Annotated in this window: 13 protein-coding genes; 8 read left to right on the forward strand and 5 right to left on the reverse strand. The window is 68.5% G+C overall.

All coding sequences use genetic code 11. The features are described from left to right. The first annotated feature begins 364 nt into the window (after positions 1–364). Genes KOI35_RS32580 through fxsT form a run of 3 tightly spaced genes read left to right on the forward strand, consistent with a single transcriptional unit; the run spans position 365 to position 7,727 of the window. A complete protein-coding gene (locus tag KOI35_RS32580; RefSeq protein ID WP_215792527.1) occupies positions 365–2,443 on the forward strand; it encodes a VMAP-C domain-containing protein in 2,079 nt (692 codons plus the stop codon). Beyond that, positions 2,440–3,456 carry an AAA family ATPase gene (locus tag KOI35_RS32585; RefSeq protein WP_215792528.1) on the forward strand — a complete coding sequence of 339 codons (1,017 nt, stop codon included), beginning with the start codon at positions 2,440–2,442 and terminating at the stop codon, positions 3,454–3,456. The genes KOI35_RS32580 and KOI35_RS32585 overlap by 4 nt, the downstream gene beginning before the upstream one ends. A gap of 2 nt (positions 3,457–3,458) precedes the next feature. Further along, positions 3,459–7,727 (forward strand): FxSxx-COOH system tetratricopeptide repeat protein, encoded by a 4,269-nt coding sequence (gene fxsT / locus KOI35_RS32590; protein WP_215792529.1) that lies wholly within the window; start codon positions 3,459–3,461, stop codon positions 7,725–7,727. A gap of 3 nt (positions 7,728–7,730) precedes the next feature. On the opposite strand, the gene KOI35_RS32595 is transcribed toward fxsT, so the two are convergent. Then, the gene (locus tag KOI35_RS32595; RefSeq protein ID WP_215792530.1) at positions 7,731–9,560 is read right to left on the reverse strand and encodes an HEXXH motif domain-containing protein; all 1,830 of its coding nucleotides are present in this window, start codon (positions 9,558–9,560) and stop codon (positions 7,731–7,733) included. A gap of 42 nt (positions 9,561–9,602) precedes the next feature. Then, entirely contained in the window at positions 9,603–9,863 is a 261-nt protein-coding gene (locus KOI35_RS32600; RefSeq protein ID WP_215792531.1) for a hypothetical protein, read from the reverse strand. A gap of 284 nt (positions 9,864–10,147) precedes the next feature. Between KOI35_RS32600 and KOI35_RS32605 the strand changes: the two genes are divergently transcribed. Beyond that, positions 10,148–11,605 carry a glycoside hydrolase gene (locus KOI35_RS32605; RefSeq protein ID WP_215792532.1) on the forward strand — a complete coding sequence of 486 codons (1,458 nt, stop codon included), beginning with the start codon at positions 10,148–10,150 and terminating at the stop codon, positions 11,603–11,605. A 129-nt stretch (positions 11,606–11,734) separates the two neighbouring features. Here KOI35_RS32605 and KOI35_RS32610 read toward each other — a convergent pair whose 3' ends face one another. After that, positions 11,735–13,156 (reverse strand): WGR domain-containing protein, encoded by a 1,422-nt coding sequence (locus KOI35_RS32610; protein ID WP_215792533.1) that lies wholly within the window; start codon positions 13,154–13,156, stop codon positions 11,735–11,737. A 68-nt stretch (positions 13,157–13,224) separates the two neighbouring features. Further along, complete coding sequence (locus KOI35_RS32615; RefSeq protein WP_215792534.1) at positions 13,225–14,340, reverse strand: serine hydrolase domain-containing protein; 1,116 nt, start codon at positions 14,338–14,340, stop codon at positions 13,225–13,227. Positions 14,341–14,475: 135 nt separating this feature from the next. Between KOI35_RS32615 and KOI35_RS32620 the strand changes: the two genes are divergently transcribed. The 3 genes from KOI35_RS32620 to KOI35_RS32630 are packed head-to-tail and all read left to right on the forward strand — an operon-like array spanning position 14,476 to position 17,479. Beyond that, the gene (locus KOI35_RS32620) at positions 14,476–16,083 is read left to right on the forward strand and encodes an RICIN domain-containing protein (protein ID WP_215792535.1); all 1,608 of its coding nucleotides are present in this window, start codon (positions 14,476–14,478) and stop codon (positions 16,081–16,083) included. Beyond that, positions 16,077–16,307 (forward strand): hypothetical protein, encoded by a 231-nt coding sequence (locus KOI35_RS32625; RefSeq protein ID WP_308121248.1) that lies wholly within the window; start codon positions 16,077–16,079, stop codon positions 16,305–16,307. Before KOI35_RS32620 ends, KOI35_RS32625 begins: the two co-directional genes overlap by 7 nt. Positions 16,308–16,333: 26 nt before the next feature. Beyond that, entirely contained in the window at positions 16,334–17,479 is a 1,146-nt protein-coding gene (locus KOI35_RS32630) for an FAD-dependent monooxygenase (protein WP_246614180.1), read from the forward strand. On the opposite strand, the gene KOI35_RS32635 is transcribed toward KOI35_RS32630, so the two are convergent. Continuing rightward, positions 17,463–17,963: a hypothetical protein gene (locus KOI35_RS32635; protein ID WP_215792537.1), complete on the reverse strand. Its 501-nt coding sequence runs from the start codon at positions 17,961–17,963 to the stop codon at positions 17,463–17,465. The genes KOI35_RS32630 and KOI35_RS32635 overlap by 17 nt on opposite strands. A 155-nt stretch (positions 17,964–18,118) precedes the next feature. Here KOI35_RS32635 and KOI35_RS32640 point away from each other — a divergent pair, with 155 nt between their 5' ends. Next, positions 18,119–19,837 (forward strand): DUF4331 domain-containing protein, encoded by a 1,719-nt coding sequence (locus tag KOI35_RS32640; protein ID WP_215792538.1) that lies wholly within the window; start codon positions 18,119–18,121, stop codon positions 19,835–19,837. Positions 19,838–19,842: the final 5 nt, after the last annotated feature.

Here is a 19,842-nt window from a genome sequence, read left to right on the forward strand (position 1 = left end):
CTGCCGTTACATATTGATGTTGAACTTAGTGAATCAAGATCTTGAATTATCCTGCGGCCGGCCGTATAGAAATTGGCGAAGCGCATTGCGGGTATTGGGGCCGACCTCGTCGTCGTGGTCTGCGTCCTGCCATTTGTGATCGTTGTGCGAGGTGCGCGACTCTGTAACACTGGGTTGGCCAGTGGGTGGCGTACACAATTCGATCCGAGGCGGAACGGGGTCGTGAGTTGACGTGGAAACGATCCATTTCGCCTGCCGAATCGTGTAGTGAGGCCGGTCGTCGCTGGTTCCGGGTGTCGTGAAAATGGAACAGGATGATCTCAGTCCCCGGTCGATATCGGGGGGAGACAACCAGTGGTCCGATGTGACGATCGGAATCATCGCTGCCCTGGCCATCGAAGGGGCGGCGATGCGGACGCTGATAGCGAGGCTGCAGCCGGTTCACGTGTCCCGCGACTCGCACGTCTACCGGGTGGGCTATCTGGACAGTGCGAATCCGGGCCGGCCGCATCGGGCCGTACTGGCGACCCTCCCGGACGACAACACCCGCAATGCCGCGGCGACCTGTGCCGACATGATCCGCAGTTTCGACCACCTCCGGTGCGTCATCATGGTGGGCATCGCGGGCGGCGTGCCGGCTCCCCGGCGTCCGCAGCAGCACGTCCGGCTCGGTGACCTGATCATCGCGAGCGGCGGCATTTTCGACTACGGGCACATCCGGCAGGGCCCGAACTCCGCCGAACAGCGCCGGCCGGTCGGTGGCATGTCACCCGACCTGCGCACCGCGGCACAGCAGATCGAGGAGGATCAGCTCGTCGGGACGACCCTCGACTGGGCGCGGCTGCTGACGCCGCCCGATGAGGTTCCGGTTGCTGTCTTCTCGCGGCCGGCCGAGACCACCGATCGGCTCCACCGGGGCCAGCGGGTGATCCCACACCCGGACCGTGATGTCTCCGGTCATCCCGAGGGTTTCCCGAAAGTGCATTTCGGCACCGTTGCTTCCGGCGACGTCCTGATGCGGAGCGCGCAGCAGCGTGACCAGTTGGTCGACCGCCTGGACGTGCTCGCCTTCGAGATGGAGACAGCGGGCGTCGCGGCGGCTGCGGCGGCCCGGGGGATCGGATGGTTCGTCGTCCGCGGGATCGCGGACTACAGCGACGAGCACAAGAACGACGTATGGCATTCGTACGGCTCGTTCGTCGCGGCCGGTGGCGTGCGGGGGTTGCTCGAACGCTGTCAGCCGTTCCTCGTTCCGTCCCGGCAGAAGCCGGGCGGGGCGCAGGCGTTGCTGCCGGATCAGGAGATGGATCGCCTGGGGGACTATCTCACCCAGGCGCAGGACGTCGACGGTGAGGCCGCGTGGTCGGCCGCGGTGGGCGATCTGCTCTCCCCGCCTGACGGACGGATCTCGTTGTCCGGCATGGCGGAGCAGCTCTCCGGCCAGAACGCCGGACCGGACCGCATCCCGCCTCTGCTCGCGTTCGTCGAGCAGGTCGCCGGTCGGTGCGGCTCCCGGCTGGCCGGCCAGTTGCGCGCGTGGTCCGACCGGGTCGCCCGGCAGGCCCTGGACCTCGACGATCGGATCCTCACCTATCGGCAGTCGGTCGAGCTCTCGCTCCGTCGCGACACACTCGACCGGCCACCGATCCGGCCGTGCCTGCTGATCCAGATCGAGCGGGACGGTATCGAAAGCGACAGTTGCGAGGTCCGCTACTGGATCCAGCGCCGGGCCAGCTCGTGGTCGCCGGAGCCGAGCGATCCGCAGCAGACGACGTTCCGCGAGTTGGAACGGGTGCTGGAAACCATGATTCGGGAGGCCGCGACCACCTGGCGCGACCTCGACGGCCCGGCCGAGATCGAGTTCATCCTGCCGCTGAGTCTGCTCAACCGTGCGGTCGAATGGTGGCACACCGAGCTGGACGCGGCCGCGCCCATTCCGCTCTGTCTCGACTATCGGGTCGTGGTCCGCAGCCTGGAACGGATGCAGCAGGCGCACCGGAGACCGTTCTGGAACCACCGATGGCGTTCCCTCTGGGCGCCACCGGCCGGGCACCGGGTGCACTGGGGCCGATCGGCCCAGGACGACCATCACCTCGGTCCATGGGCCCATCGGCTGCGTGCCGATCAGGAGATCACCTCCGTCGTCCTGGGCGGGTCGCCGGAGGGCGGCTCCGGTCGCGACGAACTGCTCACGGCGCTCGACGCGGGCATCCCGGTGATCCTGTGGGACCACCGGCCCGGGGCGACTGCTCCCGAGATGCTCGACCTGTTGCACGGCATCACGGACGGAACGCCTCAGGAACTGGTCGACCGGATCCACGACCTGCGCAAGAACGCGGGACTGCTCGAACCGGGCGATCAGGAGCGACATCTCGGCCGGCACCTCGCCCTCCTCTGGGACGACCCGGACCGCAACGTCTACGACATGGGAGCACAACCATGACGACGGTCGAGCAGCCACCAGCCTGGTGGCTCTATCGGGGCGACGGCATCCCGGCCGAGGGCGACCAACGGCTGAGTCTGCCCGAACCGCCGGCTTGGCGTTCCTTCGACGGCGCACCGATCCAGCCACCCCCGCCGGAGGAGGACACCGACATCACCCGGAAGCTGGGTCGATTCGACGTGAGCCCGGTACGTCACGCCGATCGCAAGGAGGGCGACATGATCAATGCCGCGCTCTGGTTGCGCCGTCCGCTCCTGGTCACCGGCAGCCCCGGCAGCGGCAAGTCCGCCATCGCGTTCCGGATCGCCCGGGAACTCCGGCTGGGCCGGGTCCTGGAATGGTCGATCACCAGCCGGACGACCCTGCGGTCCGGCCTCTACGACTACGACGCGATCGGCCGGGCCCAGGATCGGCAGACGGACTCCGGTACGTCGGCGACCATCGGGGACTTCGTCCGTCTGGGCCCCCTCGGAACCGCCCTGCTCGCCTATGAGCGACCTCGCGTCCTGTTGATCGATGAACTCGACAAGAGCGACATCGATCTGCCGAACGACCTGTTGCACATCCTCGAGAACGGCAACTACGACGTGCCGGAACTGGTGCGGGCGAGCAGTCGCGAACCGGAGAACTCGGTGTTCACCGACGATCCGGACCGGCGGGCGGTGATCCGGGAGGGACGGGTACGGTGCCGGGCGTTCCCGATCGTGGTGATCACCAGCAACGGGGAGCGGGACTTCCCGCCGGCGTTCCTGCGCCGGTGCCTGTTGCTGAGCCTTCCGCTGCCGGGCGCCGAAGATCTCGCCGCGATGGTCAAAGCGCAGCTGCCGTTCCTGGAGGACGGTCAGCGCCAGCTGATCGACGATTTCCTGGCCCGCCCGGTCGATGACGCCCTGGCCCGGGATCAGCTGCTCAACGCGGTCCACCTGACCGCGTCGGGCGCCTATGCCGAGGACCGGGAGGCTTGGCAACGTCTCGTGACCAGCATCTGGCATTCCCTGTCGCTGGACCGGTAGCGATGGACGGCATCGACCCGGCCCGGACACATCCCGACGCCTACCAGGTCGCGGATGCGGTGTGGCTCGCCGCGATGATCAGGGAAGGCGGCTATGAGCCGGAATCCGTTCCCTGGCCGCGTCCCGGCCCGGCCGCGGTCGAACCGGGGATCGGCAGCGACCGGGACACGAAATCCGGGCCGGGGGACGCCCAGCCGAGACCTTTACCCGTAACCGAGGAGGTGCCCGCCGAGACCGTCGGCCGGCTGATCCATCATCCCGCCGAGATCCCGGGACTCGCCGAGAGCACCCTGCTGAGCGCGCTGCCCACCGGCCGCCGGCTGGCCCGGGCGCTCAACCCGTTCAAACGGCGGATCCGCTCGAGCACAGGCACCGAGCTCGACGAGGACGTCACCGCCGAGTGGGCCGCCGAGACGGGAGTGTGGCTCCCGCGTTTCCGGCCGGCGCAGGAACGCTGGCTGGGCCTCACGGTGATCATCGACGGGAGTGCGTCGATGAGCGTCTGGCGCCCGGCCCTGACCTCTCTCCGGCTTCTGCTGGAAAGGCACAGTGCTTTCCGCGCCGTACGCACGTTCCACCTCTCGGTGGACGACACCGGAGATCCGCGCGTGCAGACGCCGAACGGTGGCATACGCAGTCCGGGTGAACTGCTCGATCCCACCGGCCGGCAGATCTTCCTGGTGATCACTGATGGACTGGGCGCGGTCTGGCGGCAGGAGCCGATCGGCCGACTGCTGCGGCTGTGGGGCAGTTGCGGCCCGCTGGTCCTGGTCAACCCGTTTCCGCAGCGATACTGGCGGCTGGGCAACCTGATTCCGCGTCCGTGCCGGATCCGGGTGCCGAGACCGGCCGCCGCAACCGGTGAGCTCCGGGTGCGTTACCCGGCCGATCTGAGCAACCTTTTCGACCCGCCGACGTCGGCCGGAGCCCTGGCGGTGCCCCTGGTCGAGCTCAGCCCGCGCTGGCTGAGCTGGTGGGCGCGGCTGCTCACCGGGCCTCCGGGGTGGACCGACGCGGTGGTGCACGTCGTCGACCCGGGCCTGCCGCCGGAACTGAACGACTCCGGCGACGACCCCGAGCCCGAGGCGGCCGTACTCGGCTTCCGGCGTACGGCCTCGCCCCGCGCCTTCCGGTTGGCCACCTTGCTGGCCGCCGCGCCGCTGGAACTGCCGTTGCTGCACCGTCTCCAGCGGATTCTGCTGCCCGAGTCGGAGACGGTTCATCTGGCCGAGGTGCTGGCCGGCCCGCTCGTGCGCCGGGTGGATGCGGCCGGCACCAGGTTCGACTTCCCCGCCGGAGTGCGGGAGGCGCTGCTCGCTCGAGCCAGTCGCGACGACGCGGCGCGGGTGCTGCGGACCATAGCGGCCCATCGGCCGGGCCGGGACGGGGCGGGGTCTCACCTGGCCCACGTCATCGACGCACCCCAGAGCGTGCCCGATCCGGTGGTCACCGAGGCCACCGTCGCGATGGACCGCATCGAGCTCATCGTTCTCCTCGCACTGTCCGGGCCGTATGCGACACGTGCCCGCCGGCTCCGTGAAGCCATCGACGCTTACGACAGGCGTACCGGAACGCCTGCCGATCCCTCGACGACCGAGGACCGTGCCGACCCCAGCACGGTCCCGGCGGAAGGCGGTGAATCCGTGTCCGCACAACCGCAACCGGAACGCCCCGGCGGCCCGGCCGAAGAAGCCACGTTCCCCATCAACGAGGACTTCGGGCTGTCCAGTGGCTTCCTGCCCGACGAGGCGCCGTTGTCGCTCGATGAGATCGTGCGCGGCCAGAGCCCTGACCAGGGCCCGAAGGTCTGGGGCAATGTCCCGCCCAGGAACCCGGTCTTCACCGGTCGCCGTGCCCTGCTCGAACAGCTCGAGCGCCGGCTGCGCACGCAGAACGTGGCGGCGGTGCTTCCCCAGGCGCTGCACGGCGAGGGCGGTGTCGGTAAGTCACAGATCGCCATCGAGTACGCCTACCGGCACCGCGACGAATACGACGTGATCTGGTGGGTGCCCTCGGAACGGCCGGCCCAGGTGCTCGCATCCCTGATCGAGCTCGGCGACCAGCTCGGCCTGGACGTGGGCAACGAGGTCATTTCCGCGGTACCCAAGGTTCGTGACGCGTTGCGCGCGGGGACGCCGTACGGGAACTGGCTTCTGGTTTTCGACAACGCCGAGAACCCGGACACGGTGCGCGACTACTTCCCGGAGGAGGGCACCGGCAAGGTTCTGATCACCTCCCGCAATCAGGACTGGAGCCAGATCGCGGAGTCGCTCGAGGTGGACGTCTTCGCCCGGGGCGAGAGCGTTCGCCTGCTGCTACGCCGCAACCCCGGGTTGCCCGAGGCCGACGCCGACCGACTGGCCGAGGTGCTGGGCGACCTGCCCCTGGCGATCGAACACGCCTCCGCCTGGCTGCACACGACCGGTGTGGCGGCCGGGGACTACCTGCGGCTGATCCGGGAGAAGCAGGACCAGCTCGACCTCACGCCGGGGTACGACCTGCCGGTCATCGCCGCGGCCAACGTGGCGCTCGACCGGCTGGCGGTGGAGAACCCGGCCGCCGTCCAGCTCCTTCAGGTCTGCTCGTTCTTCGCCCCCGAACCGATCAGCCGGGACCTGTTCGAAGGGGTCCGGGGGCCGATGGGAGCCGCCGAACTCGACGAGACCCTGAAGAACCCGAGCCGGCTCAGCGACACGATCCGCGACATCCAGAAGTACGTGCTGGCCCGGATCGACCACCGGGGCAACAGCCTGCAACTCCACCGGCTGGTGCAGAAGGTCCTGCAGGACAGCATCCCGCCCGATCGGCGTTCGCTCCTCGAGCACGGGGCCCACATCCTGCTGACCGGAGTCCGGCTCGGCGATCCGGCTGATCCGAGGCAGTGGCTGGGATACCAGGCGCTCGCGTCGCACCTGACCAACTCCCGCGCGTGGACGTGCGAGGACGACTGGGCGCGCGGTGTCATGGTCGACCTGGTGAGGTTCTACTTCTACTGGGGTGGCTACGACACCGGTCAGGACCTGGCTCAGCAGGTTCTCGACGACTGGCGGGGCCGGCTGGGCGCCGAGCATCGGCAGACTCTCAGCGCGGCCAAGTGGCTCGGCTACTACCTGTGGGTCCGAGGCGACTTCCCCCGTGCCGCCGTCATCCAGCAGGAGACCCTGCAGCTCTACCTCGACACCGCCGGCCCGAACGACCAGGAGACCATCGATGCCATGGGCATGGTCGCCTCGACCCTGCGAAGCTCCGGGCAGTTCACGGCCGCCCGTGACTTCGATCTCCGGGCGTTCCGCACGGCTCGCCGCAGCATCGGCGAGAATGAGCCGTACACCCTCATCGCGGCGCACAACCTGGGCGTCAGCCTCCGGCTCACCGGTGAGTTCGGGGTGGCCCGCCAGCTCGACGCCGATACGTACCGGCGGCGGATCGCGGTGCTCGGTCACGACCATCCGGAAACGCTGCGGACGCTGAACAACCTGACCATCGACGAGCGGGAGTGCGGGGAGTACATCCGTTCCCGGCAGATGGTGGAGGACAACTACGACCGGTACGCGCGGCTGTTCGGCGTCGGCCATCAGGAGACGATCCGCATCGCCCGGAATCTGGCCGTTGCCCGCCGCCGGGCCGGGGATCATTCCGGCGCCTTCAAATTGGCCGAGGACACCATGAACCGGTTCCGTGACCGGTTCGGCCCGACCCAGCCCGACACGATCGCGGCCGCCCTGAACTTCGCGGTCGACCTCCGTGAGTCCGACGATCTGCCCCGGGCGCGGGAACTGGCGGAGCAGACGGCGGCCGACTACCGGGAGACGTTGGGCGCCGAACATCCGTACACGCTGTACGCGCGCACCAATCTCGGCATCGTGCTCCGGCTGCTCGGGCAGGTCGAGGACTCCGAGTCACACAATCGAGCCGCCTGGGACAGTCTCCGGCGTCAGCTCGGCAGCCAGCACATCCTCACGCTCACGTGCGGCATCAACCTGGCCAGCGACCTGGCCGCGCAGCAACGGCACGAGGAGGCGTACGCACTGGACACGGAGATCCTCGACCTGTGCCGGCATCACATCGGGGAGGACCACCCGTCCACCCTGGCCTGTTCACTCAACCTGTCGTTCGACCTGACCGCCCTCGGCCGCACCGCCGAGGCCGACGCACGATTCGACGCGACGATGACGGCCTATCGACGAGTTCTCGGGCCGGACCACCCGGCGATCAAGGCCGCGACCGAGCGGGTGCGAGCCAACTGCGACGTCGACCCGATGCAGTTCTGACCCCTACTTCGCCCGGGCCAGCACCGGGGCCAGCCGGCGCGCCAGCTCGACCGGCCCGGTGGTGCGCCGGACGCCGGGGTCGGCGAAGACCGCGCGGACGAGGTCGGGCCGCTCGTTGAGCACGGCCGCGGCATCCCGGTCGCCCTCGGCGTCGAGACTCATGGCGAGACCGACCCAGGCCCTGGCCTCGTCGTCCGAGACGTGCGGGGCGCCGTCCGCATCCAGGCCGCTCAGCGTTCCGGTGAACGCCTCCCGGGCCGACCCGGGATCCTGGGCCAGCAAGGCGTTCTCGGCGACCGTCACCGGATCCGTGCCGCCCGGACGAACAACGTCGGCCGCGACCGCCAGCCGGCGTGCTGCGGCCGGAATACGCTGACGCCAGCGCAGGTCCGGATGCGGATCGATCACGGCAGCACCCAGGGCTGTCTCGCCGAGCCGTCCGACGTGGCCGGCAAGTTCAGCGACCTCTTCGTCCCGTGGCCGGAAGTGCCGGAGGCGCCAGCCGATCCGGTGGCTGTCGGCGGTCAGGCGCGCGAGTCGTTCGACCGCGGGCCCGACGGCCTCCATCGGCTTGGCCTGCCACTCCTCGACCTGCTGCCGCAGTCCGGTGAGGAGGATCCGGCCGGTCTCGGTCAGCGTCGTCGCGTCGAGTCCGATGCGGACGGACTCGGCGGTCTGCTGCAGGGCGTAGGCGTACTCGAACGCGGTGATCTCCCGCTCGGCACCGTCCACCTTCTGCAACCGGGTGCGCCAGAAGCGTGCAATGCCGAAGAAGGCATAGATTCCCTGGATCAGCCCGCCCAGCGGGCGCGGGTCGTCGCGCCAGGGCGCGTAGTACAACCGGCCGTCGTCCGGCTCCGTCAGCTGGAGGAGGTGGAGCAGTGCCCCGAGCTTGATGTGCTGATACTCGTGGATCAGCGAGACGGCCATGATGGTCGCGTCCGGTGGCTCGGAGACCATCACGCTGCCGAACGCCTCACCGCTGGACGCGCTGCGGGTCTCCCAACCCGGCAGGTGCTTGAGCGGCACGATCGCGGTGATCCCGCCGGCCATGGCGTCGGCATCGGCGGGATAGTCCCGGCACAGCGATTCCCAGGCGTCCGCGATCAGCCGCTGCCACCGGCCGAAGGCGTCGTCGTCCAGACGCACCGGCGGAACCGGGTCGCCGAGGTCACGAAGCGGGTCGAGATCGTCCAGCCAGACCGAGAGACGAAGGCTGTCGCCGGTCTCGACGCGGCGCAGGGACCACCATCCCGGCCGGCCGGGCTCGGGTTCCACGTCGGTGGCGTCGGCCGGGACCAGCAGGTCGTCGCCGATCCGGATCCGGCCGGCCTCGGTGCTCGCCTCGACGGTGTCGCCGGGCGTGCTGCCGGGGAAGCGGGCCAGGCCGTACGTGTGGATCATCGCGTTGCCGTCGCGCAGCGGTAGGCGAGCCGACCAGGTGAGGCCGGCCCGGGCCGCGACCGCGAGGGCAAACGCGTGGACGACACCGAGGTCGACGAACAGCGGTGCCGAGCTGGTGGCGCCGCCGTGCAGACGACGGAGAGCATAGGCGCACCCGCTGCCGACTCCGGGCTCCATGAGGACGGAACGGAACGTTTCCGGGTCGGATGCCTGGGCCTCGGTGAGGATCGCCAGGACGGCGTCGACCGGAGCCAACGGGCCGAGAGTGTCCGGCCGGCTCGCGATCTCATTGAGCAGAGTGCTCAGCAGGAGGATTCGACGGCTCTCCTCGGTGACCCAGAATTCCCGGGTTATCTCAGCTGAACCGTCGCCCCGGGCCAGGACTGCGAATGATTCCGAGGACAAGCGGTGCCGGCTGACCGGGTGCATCGGGTGAGGTTCCTCCAGAGCGGCGAACGGGTGGGTCGGTGGTCAGTCGGCCCGGCCCGGCGGCCCCGTTCCGATGTTCACCCGAGGTCGATCCACCTGGTTGATCAGCATGCGGCGGAACGGCTCCAGGGCGTCCTGGGGCGCTTGCCGGCACAACTGATCGAGGGTTGCCCCGCTGAGGTCGGCGAGATCAGTCTCGATCGCCGTGGTCTTGTCCAAGGCATCCCTACCGGTTATGTGCGCTATGACGGTCACTTCGGTGTACTTCAGCCGTTTTTCTGCCGCATTGGGCCCGAGGCCCAAGGACAGAGGACGCGAAAGTACCGTCCGCGATCCGTCAACGGATAACGTCCGGGATTCTTTTTAGTTGCGGGTAAGGCTCGTACCTTTCCTCCGCGCCCGTTGTCGTGCATCGACCGCCCGTCACATTGCGGGTAAAGGGCGTTGACTTTCCCAGGGTAGTCGCTTGCCCAGCCTGGCGGAGCGACTTCCCCTGAAAGGGTGAACGGGTCCAGGCGGGCGAGGCGGATAGTGATGACGGTCAATGTATGTTAACGTAAACATCCCGTGGGTCGAGGGAGGTTGTCATGGTCACGCGCAGGACAGTTCTCGGGGCCGCAAGTGCCGGCGTGGTAGGCGGCGCGCTGCTCGGCGACGCGGCGCGGGCGGACGCCACGATCACCGTCGACCCGGCCGCCGCGTACGGGAGCTGGCAAGGTTGGGGAACCTCGCTGGCCTGGTGGGCCAACGTCTTCGGCGATCGCGACGACTTCGCCGATCTGTTCTTCACGACTAAGTCGGTCACCTACAACGGCGCTGCCCGTCCCGGCCTGGGCCTGACCATCGCGCGTTACAACCTCGGCGCCAGCAGCTGGAACGACGTGGCCGGCGAGCGCATGGTCGCCTCACCCAACATCCCCCGGTTCAAGCAGATCGAGGGCTTCTGGCAGGACTGGCGCAACCCCGACCCGGCCTCGACCGCCTGGAACTGGAACGCCGACGCCAAACAGCGCACCGCCCTGGTCAAGGCGACCCAGCGGGGCGCGATCAGTGAGCTGTTCGCCAACTCCCCGATGTGGTGGATGTGCCTCAACCACAACCCGTCCGGCGCGGCCGACGGCGGGCTCAACCTGCAGTCGTGGAACCACACCCAGCACGCCGCCCACCTGGCCGCCGTCGCCCGGCGGGCCCGCGACAGCTGGGGCGTGACGTTCCGGACGGTGGACCCGTTCAACGAGCCCTCCTCCAACTGGTGGCGCGCCGACGGCACCCAGGAAGGCTGTTACATCGGCGCGTCCACCCAGGGCAGCGTGCTGGCCCAGCTGCGGGCCGAACTCAACCGGCAGGGCCTCACCGGCGTCACGATCTCCGCCTCGGACGAGACCAACTACGACGTCGCCCGCAGCACCTTCGCGAGCTTCGACGCCACCACCCGCGGGCTGATCGGTCAGGTCAACGCGCACGGCTACGGCGGTTCGGGCGGGCGGCGTGACCTGCTCTTCAACGACGTACGGGCGGCAGGCAAGGTGCTCTGGAACTCGGAGACCGGCGACGGCGACGGCACCGGCCTCACCCTGGCCGCGAACCTGTGCCTGGACTGGCGCTGGCTGCACCCCACGGCCTGGGTCTACTGGCAGGTCATGGACCCGACCGCCGGCTGGGGCACGATCCGCTACGACGCGGGCAGCCTGACGGCCGGGGCGGTCGAGACCAAGTTCTATGTGCTGGCCCAGTTCACCCGGCACATCCGCCCCGGCATGCGGATCATCGACACCGGAGCCGGCAACGCGGCCGCCGCCTATGACCCGTCGGCCCGCCGCCTGGCCGTGGTGGCGGTCAACACCGGCGCCGCTCAGACCCTGACGTTCGACCTGTCCCGCTTCGCCCAGGCACCGGACGGGACCGTCACCCGATGGTCCACGGTCCCGTCCGGCACCGATCGCTACACCGGCCGGACCGACCTGCAAATGACCGGCAAGTCCGTACGGGTCCCGTTCCCCGCAGCCTCGGTCCAGACCGTCCAGATCGACGGCGTGACGATCTGATCACGCCTCGGCTTCATCGACGCGTCTCAGAGAACGAGCCCGACGCGCCGGCGACCGCGTAGTCGTCCTCCCGCGTGCCGATTCCGATGCCGAGGGTGAACCGTCCCCCGGCGAGGACGTTCGGACGGCTCAGAGCAGGCGCCGGATGTCGCCGTACGCCCGGTAGAAGCCCCCGCGAGCCGCCTCGCGCACGCCACCCACGACGTAGCGCGAACCCCGCTCGCGGATCCCCTTGGGGAACTGCACCTGCCAGTCGCGGTGATATCCGCTGCTGACCACGCGGATCCGCAGTCGTCCGCTCTCTTCGACGCACTCGACCACCACGCCACCCTCGACGTCGTGGATGACCTCGACCGTGGTCGACGGCACGACCGCGGGCATGCGCGGCGGCGCCTTGACGTCGACCACCTCGGGAATCGTGCCGCTGACGGCCGACTGGATCGCCGCCTCACTGGCGTCGATGCAGGCCAGCGCCCCACTGGTGGTGACGATGTAGAGCCGCTCGTCGCGGTACTGCATCGAGTAGGCCGACCCGCAGCCCGTGCCCAGCTTCCACAGCCGGGTGCCGTTCATGTCGAAGCAGTAGATCGACGAGCTGCTGTCACCCGCGAACACGTAGCGCCCGTCCTTCGACGTCGCGCACGAGTAGACCGCCGCGTCGCACCGGTAGGTCTGCCGGTGCGAGCCGTCCTTGCCCAGCTCGACCACCTGACGGGTCGCCGTGCCGGCGTAGAGGGTGTCGCGCTCCTGCCACCCGAAGAGCACCGCGCCGGTGGGGGAGTTCCACAGTTCTTTCCCCGCACGCCAGTCATAGCTGGTCACCCCGCTCGAGTGCCCGTGGTGCACCGCCTCGGCGTCACAGCGCACCATCCAGGCCGAACTGCCCCGCCCCGGCCGCCGCCAGAGGAACTCGTCTTCGTGGTCGATCGTCGCGATCCCGCCGCCCGAGTCGCTCACGCCGAGCACGCCGTCGTGGATGTCGAGCCAGTAGATGTCGATCGACGGGTCGATCCGGTAGGCCAGGCGCGGCACCTTGCCCGACAGGTCGTAGACGTTGCCGTCGTCGCAGCCCGCGTAGATCCAGCCGTCGTCGGCCACGATGCACTTCACGCCGTCGGGCAGGCGGAACTGCTGCAGCACCTCGGCGCCGTGGCTGAGCGTGGTGATGACGCCATTTTCGTTGCCGACCATGCACACGTCGCCGTCGACGAAGATGCCGAAGGCCGGGCTGCCCGAGTCGTAACGCCACAGCACCGGCGCCCGGTTGGCCGTCGACCGGGTGCTGACGATCTGACGGCGCGAGATCGAGCGCGGGGCCCGGCCGCCCGGCACCGCCGGGGCGTACCCCTTGCGAACCTTCTCCCCGATCTTCTTCGACGCCTCCGCCTTGGCCTTGTCGCCGGTGGTGAACGACGACTGCTTGACCTGGCCGCGGTCGCCGATGCGTCCATAGCGGATGGTCACGTCGGGGCCGTCGACCGTCACCTCATAGAACTTGTGCGCGCTCCCGGAGTCTTCGGAGAGCTCGAGGTACGTCGTCTCGGCCGGCATGCGGGGCCACCTTTCGCGAGGGGTGCGATTCGATGGCCCCGAAGCTAGCGCCCGGGTACGACAAAAACTCAGGCGGGTCCGCACAGGACGTCGTCGATGGCGCGAGAGATCCGGTCGGTGACCGCGGTCGATGAGGAGGCCAGCTGCGTGGTCAGCGACAGCACGACTACCCGCTTGCCGTTGGTGGTCACCCCGTTGGCCGTGTGCACGCCGAGGACGTCACCGCCGTGCGCCCAGTACCCGCCGCAGCGGTTCGGATAGAACTCGATACCCAGCCCGTACCGTACGCCCGGCGAGTAGTCCTGCCACGTCGTCGCGAGCACGGTCTTGTGCATCTCGGCCATCTCCGGCGCCCGCAGAAGACGACCCTGCTGCAACGCCGCCCAGAAACGCACCAGGTCGGACGGCGTGCTGACGAGCGCTCCCGCCGCCCCGGCCGCCGTCGGGTTGAACAGGGTGGTGTCGGTCAGCGGACCGTCCGGCGCCCATTGCTGATACTCCTTGGCGTGCGGGCGGGGCAGCGACGCCCGGTCGCCCGGATCCGACGTGTGCGTCAGGCCGAGCGGCCGCAGGATCCGGTCGCGCACCTCGCTCGCCCACGGCCGCCCGGTGATCCGCTCGACGATCATCCCGGCCAGGATGTAATTGGTGTTGGAATAGTCCCACGACGTGCCCGGCGTGAAGTTCGGCGGATTCTTCATCGCCAATGCGACCAGATCCCGCGGCTCGTAGTGGTCGAACCGGTGGGCCAGATAGCCGTCATAGGAGGCGACCGTTTCCAGCGAGCGCGTGTAGTCGTAGATGCCGCTGGTGTGCTGCAGCAGTTGCCGCACGGTGATTCGCCGGCCGTCGTTGCCGTTTCCGGTCACCACTCCCGGCAGCCGCTTTTCCACGGTGTCGTCGAGCGAGAGCCGTCCCTCGCCGACCAGTTGCAGCAGCACGACCGAGGTGAAGGTCTTGGTGTTGCTGCCCATCCGGAAATAGCCGTCCCACGGCACCGGGGTCTTTCTCCCGAGGTCACCGAATCCGGCCCGCGCCCGGGTGGTCCGCCCTTCGAGCAAAGCGTTTCCCTGTACGCCGGAGATGCCGATCGCGTGCAGATCGGTCACCGCCGTCCGCATCGGAGTGGCCGGAGTCCCCGGTGCGACGAGGGTGGCCGCCAGTAGCGCCGCTACTGCGAACATGTCGAGCCTCCTGAATGTGGTGGAGATCCGACCGTACGAAGACCGCCCGGCCGTTCCGAGCCGGTTGACCCCCATCTTCGGGGTGGGGTTACCACCACCCTTGACACGGTTTGGGAGCGTGCCCAGACTGCATAGATGTCTATCTATGTGAACGATAACAGGCATTGGCGGGCCGCCCTGACCGGCCTCCTTGTCGCCGTGCTGGCCATCACGGGTGTCGTCTTCGGGTTGCCCACCGCCCAGGCGGCCACGGTGAACACGTCGGCCTGGTACGTCTTCGTGAACCGCAACAGCGGTAAGGCGATGGATGTCTACAACCTGGCCACCAATGCCGGTGCGGGCATCGCGCAGTTCACTCGCAACGACGGAAACTGGCAGCAATGGCAGTTCGTCGACGCAGGCAGCGGCTATTACAAGATCTGGAGCCGGCACAGCGGCCTGGTTCTCGAACTGCCCAATGCCAACGACGGCACGCAGCTCATTCAGAACACCGACAACGGCACCACGCGGCAGCAGTTCACGCTGAAGGATTCCGCCGGCGGATACGTGCGCCTGCTCAACCGGCACAGCGGCAAGGCGGTCGAGACGTGGGAATGGTCCACCGCCGACGGCGCGGTCGTCGCGCAGTACGGTGATCTCGACGGCGCCAACCAGCAGTGGCAGATGGTGGCGGTCAATGCGGGCAGCGGCTGCGGATCCGGCACCTTCCAGTCCGAGGTCACGGTCAGCGGCAGCGCCTGGACCGCCCGCAATGCCTCGGGCGCGAGCGTCTATTCCGGCACCGATTTCCGGGCGGCGGTTCAGGCCGGAATCGGCAGCCTCACCGCGGGCCGCACCTCGATGCAACGAGTCGTGGTGCGCGGCAACGGTTCCATGTCCGCGGGAACACGCATCTCCCTCGCCTCCTACACGTCCCTCTCGGTGTGCGGCACCATCACCGTGACCGGCTCGGGAAGCGGCGACTACGCCCCGATCTATGCGCGTGGGGTCAGCAACATCGAGGTGCCCTATCTGAACCTGGCCGGCTCCCCGATCTACGGCATCTTCCTGCGCAACGTGACCAATGTCTGGCTCGGTCAGCTCGATATGCGCCTCAGTGCCGGTCTGGGCGTGCGCATCGACAATCGTGGCGACACCAGCCAGTGGACCAGAAACGTCAAAGTCGATTCCGTGTACGTGTCCGGAGCGTCCTCACACGCCATGGAGACCTATGGCGTCGACGGCATCACGATCGGCACCGTCACCGCCCGAAACGTCGGCGAGTCGGGCCTGCTGCTCAATCAGACCATCAACGCGACGGTCGGCACCGTCGACGCCGAGAACGCCGGAGCCGGTACGGGCTACGCCGCGTTCCGGATGGCCAACCGCAACGGCCGGATCGGCGACGCGTACCCGAACAACATCAAGGTCGGATCGGTGAAGGCGCGCGGCGGCGGCCGGGGCGTGTTCTGCGTTTCGGAGAGCGGCGGCGTGACCATCGACCGGGTCGACATCGCCGGCACCGGCAACAATTCGGTGCTCGTCGAGAACTGCTACAACGTCGTTATCGCCGGTGCCTCGGGCACGATCAGCGGGGGCGGCGAGGTCCGCATCGCGGCCCGCACCGAGTTCGCCCCGTCGTCGGGCATCCGGTTCCAAAACCTGACCGTCGCCAACACCAACGTCACCTGGAGCCCGTGCACCGGCAGCAACAACACGATCAGCAATGTGACCCGCACGAATTCGACGCTCACCTGGTGTTGACCCGCCCCCGCGCGGGCATGAGCCGGGCACTCGGGCAGGCGGCCCTCGGCGGTGTGCTTCTCACCGCCGGGGCCGGCCACCTGACCACTCAACGGCAGGAATTCCTGGAACGCAAGGACGGCTTCGGCCTCGACACCGACAACAAACGCGCCCTGCGTCTGCTCGGCCGGCCCGTCCTGGTCGCCTGGGCCCTGGCCGCCACCCGCGACCGGCCTTCCGCCTGACCCTTCGAGTGGTGTCTGATGTGGACATGGTGCACATCGCAGTGGTCGGATCCGGCGTCGGAGGCCTGTCGGCGGCGATCGCGTTGCAACGCCGGGGCTTTGACGTCGATGTATACGACCAGGCGCGCACGCTGAGCGAGATCGGGGCCGGTGTCTCCCTGGGCGGCAACGGCATGCGGGTGCTCGACGCCCTCGGGATCGGTAAAGAGGTGCGCGACGTCTCGGCCCACCTGCGCCGCATCCAGTTCCACCATTGGCGGACCGGAGAGATCTTCTACGAGCACCCGATGGGGGACTGGTACGAGCAGCGGTTCGGCGGACCCTTCCTGGGCATTCATCGCGCCGATTTTCACCGGTTACTGCTTTCCGCGTACGAGGGAAGCCCGCTCCTCGGTCGTCGCTGTGTCACCGTTTCCGAATCGCCGGACGGGGTCGACCTGGCCTTCGCCGACGGGTCCACCGCACACGCCGATATCGTGGTCGGCGCGGACGGGCTGCGTTCGGTGGTGCGCGGCCCCGACGAGCCCGTCTTCTCGGCGATGAGCTGTTACCGCGGGCTGACGCCGGTCGACCGGGTCCCCGGTGGCGACACGTTCGGCCTCACGTTCTTTCTGGGGCCGAACCGTCACCTGGTGGCCTATCCGGTGCGCGGCGGCGAGTTCATCAATTTCGTCGCCTACGTGCCCGACCCGGAATGGACCCTCGAATCGTGGTCGGCCCGCAGCGAGCCGGCCGAGGCCGTGGCCGCATTCGACGGCTGGACCGACACCGTGACCGAAATGCTGGCCCACGCCGGGGAGGTCGGGCGGTGGGCCCTCTATGACCGGGAACCACTGCGGAAATGGAGCACCGACCGCGTCACGCTGCTCGGCGACGCCGCCCATCCGATGCTTCCGCACGCCGGCCAGGGCACCAATCAGGCCCTGGAGGACGCGGCCGCCCTCGCCCATTGCCTGAACGGTTCCGACGGCGACGCGCTGCGGCGTTACGAACAGATACGCAAGGCGCGAACCCGCCAGATCCAGTTGGGTGCCCGGGCCAATGCGGCCTGTTTCCAGCTGCCCGACGGCCCGCCCGCCGAGGCCCGCAACGCGCGCCTGCAATCGTTGCCGGAAACGGTCGCGTGGATTCACGAATACGACATTCACGCCGAACTCAATCGAGCGGGCTGAACGACCGTCCGTCGAGCGTGTTGATGAGTTCGTCGTCGCGGGTGACCTCGAATCCGCGCTCGCGTAACGCCGCCACGAGCTCGGCCTCGGCGCTCACCGGAACCTCCAGCAGGTCGCCGTTCATCGCGGTGAATTCCGAGTTCCCGAACTGTTCCTGCAGCTCGGTCGGCAGCAGATCGAACGCGCGGCTGGTCACCATCGGCGGCCAGTCACCCTCGATGACGCTGGTCAGCTCGTTGATGTCGAACGGCTCGTCGTCGGCGTGGTCACCGTCGACGTGGTCCTCGCCGAGCCCGGGAACGACATCCCGGACGTACTGCGGCCGTACCGCCCGGGCCTCGCCATAGGTTTTGGCCGAGGCGATGGCCACGATTTCCTGCGCTTCCGCCGCGGCGGTCTCCCCGTCGGCAAAGGCGAGGCAGTCGTGCAACTGGGCGTGCCCGTAGATGAGCTTCCGCGAATCCTTCGACGCCGTGTTGATCATGGTCGGGGATTCTTCCCAAGTGACGACGATCGTTCGATACGGGGGTGGCTCGCGCGGAACACGCGGTCAGCGCCCGGATGTGCCACATCCGGGCCGCCACCCAGCCGAATCGATGACGGGCGCGAAGTCCTTCCGACCTTTGGGGAGGGGCAACAATGACCAATCGATATGCCGGCCGACGGCGGCTCGTGGCCGCCGGGGCCGCGGCCATTGTGGTATCGCTGGCCGCGCTCGGCCCGTCATCCGTGGTGGCGTCGAGCCATCGGGAAGCGCCACTCATCGCCAGTGATCCGGCCGCCGACAACACCGATCTCTACGCTTTCGTCAGCCCGGAACGGCCCGGGTACATGACGATGATCGCCAACTGGATCCCGTTCGAGGAACCGGACGGCGGTCCCAACTTCTATCCGTTCGCCACCGACGCCGCGTACCGCATCAACGTCGACAGCGACGGCGACGCCAAACCCGACGCGGTCTTCCGGTGGACGTTCACCAACGTCGACAAGCGCGGCACCTCGACATTCCTCTACAACAACGGCCCGGTCACGTCGCTCGACGACGAGAATCTGCTGTTCCGCCAGACCTACACGCTCGAGACGTCATTCGACGGCGGACCGTTCCGGACCCGGATCAAGGACGCCCCCGTGGCGCCCTCCCGCATCGGGGCGGCATCGATGCCCGACTATCAGAAGTTGCGTGATCAGGCCACGATCCAGCTCGACGGCGGCTGGAAGTTGTTCGCCGGTCAGGCCGACGACCCGTTCTTCCTCGACCTGCGCGTCTTCGATCTGCTCTACGGCGGCGACCTGAGCGAGACCGGGCAGGACACGCTGGCCGGATACAACGTGAACAGCATCGCCATCCAGGTGCCGTTCAAAGACGTCGCCCTGAACGGAAACGCGCAACGCAACCCGGTCGTCGGGATCTGGAGCACCACCGAACGCAGCCGTTCGCGCATCGCCGACGGCCCGTCGCCGGGCGACCGCGTGCAGGTGTCGCGACTGGGCAACCCGCTCGTCAACGAGGTCGTCGTGCCCGCCGGGCTCAAGGACGCATTCAACTCGATCTCGCCCGACAAGGACGCCGGTATTCCGGCCGTCGTCAAGCGGGTCACCGATCCGGAACTTCCACAGGTCATCGAAAAGGTCTACGGGGTGAAGGCGCCGGCGACACCGCGCAACGACCTGGTCGAGATCTTCCTGACCGGCATCACGACCAAGGCCGGCGGTCCGATCAAGGCGGACCTGAACTCGCAGCTGAACAACCAGGACGTCCGGGCGGCCCGGTTCCGGCCGTCGGAGATGCTGCGGCTGAACCTCTCGGTGCCCGTCGCCGGCAAACCTGAGCGCCTCGGTGTCCTCGCGGGCGATCTGCAGGGCTTCCCGAACGGCCGCCGCCTCACCGACGACGCCGTGGACATCGCCGTGCAGGCCGTCGAGGGCGCCGCGCAGAGCGGCAAGCTGGTCGACGCACTCGCGACCGGCGACAAGGTGGACAGCAACGACAACGCCTTCGGCGAGGTTTTCCCGTACGTGGCTCTGCCGAACCAGGGTGCAGTCAACGCCGGCAATCGCGGGTCGTCCGCGCGCTCTGCTCCCAGCACCGACCCGTCGGTCGGCTCGGGTTCGCTCGGTTCGGGTTCGGTCGGCTCGGGTTCGCTCGGCTCGGGTTCGGTGGGCGCGGGCTCCGACGGCTCGAACCCCGAAGCCGCGCCCGATCTGGCCCCGGCATCCGATTCCTCGATGCTGCCCAACGGATCCGCCGTCATCTTCGGTGTGGGCGGCGTCGGCGCCCTGCTCATCGCGCTGACCGTCTGGTGGCTGATGAAGCGCCGCAAGCGCGCCTACGACGACGACCCCACTGTCCGGTTCTGACCTCA

The organism is Paractinoplanes bogorensis (genome assembly GCF_018829635.1).
Lineage (GTDB): Bacteria > Actinomycetota > Actinomycetes > Mycobacteriales > Micromonosporaceae > Actinoplanes > Actinoplanes bogorensis.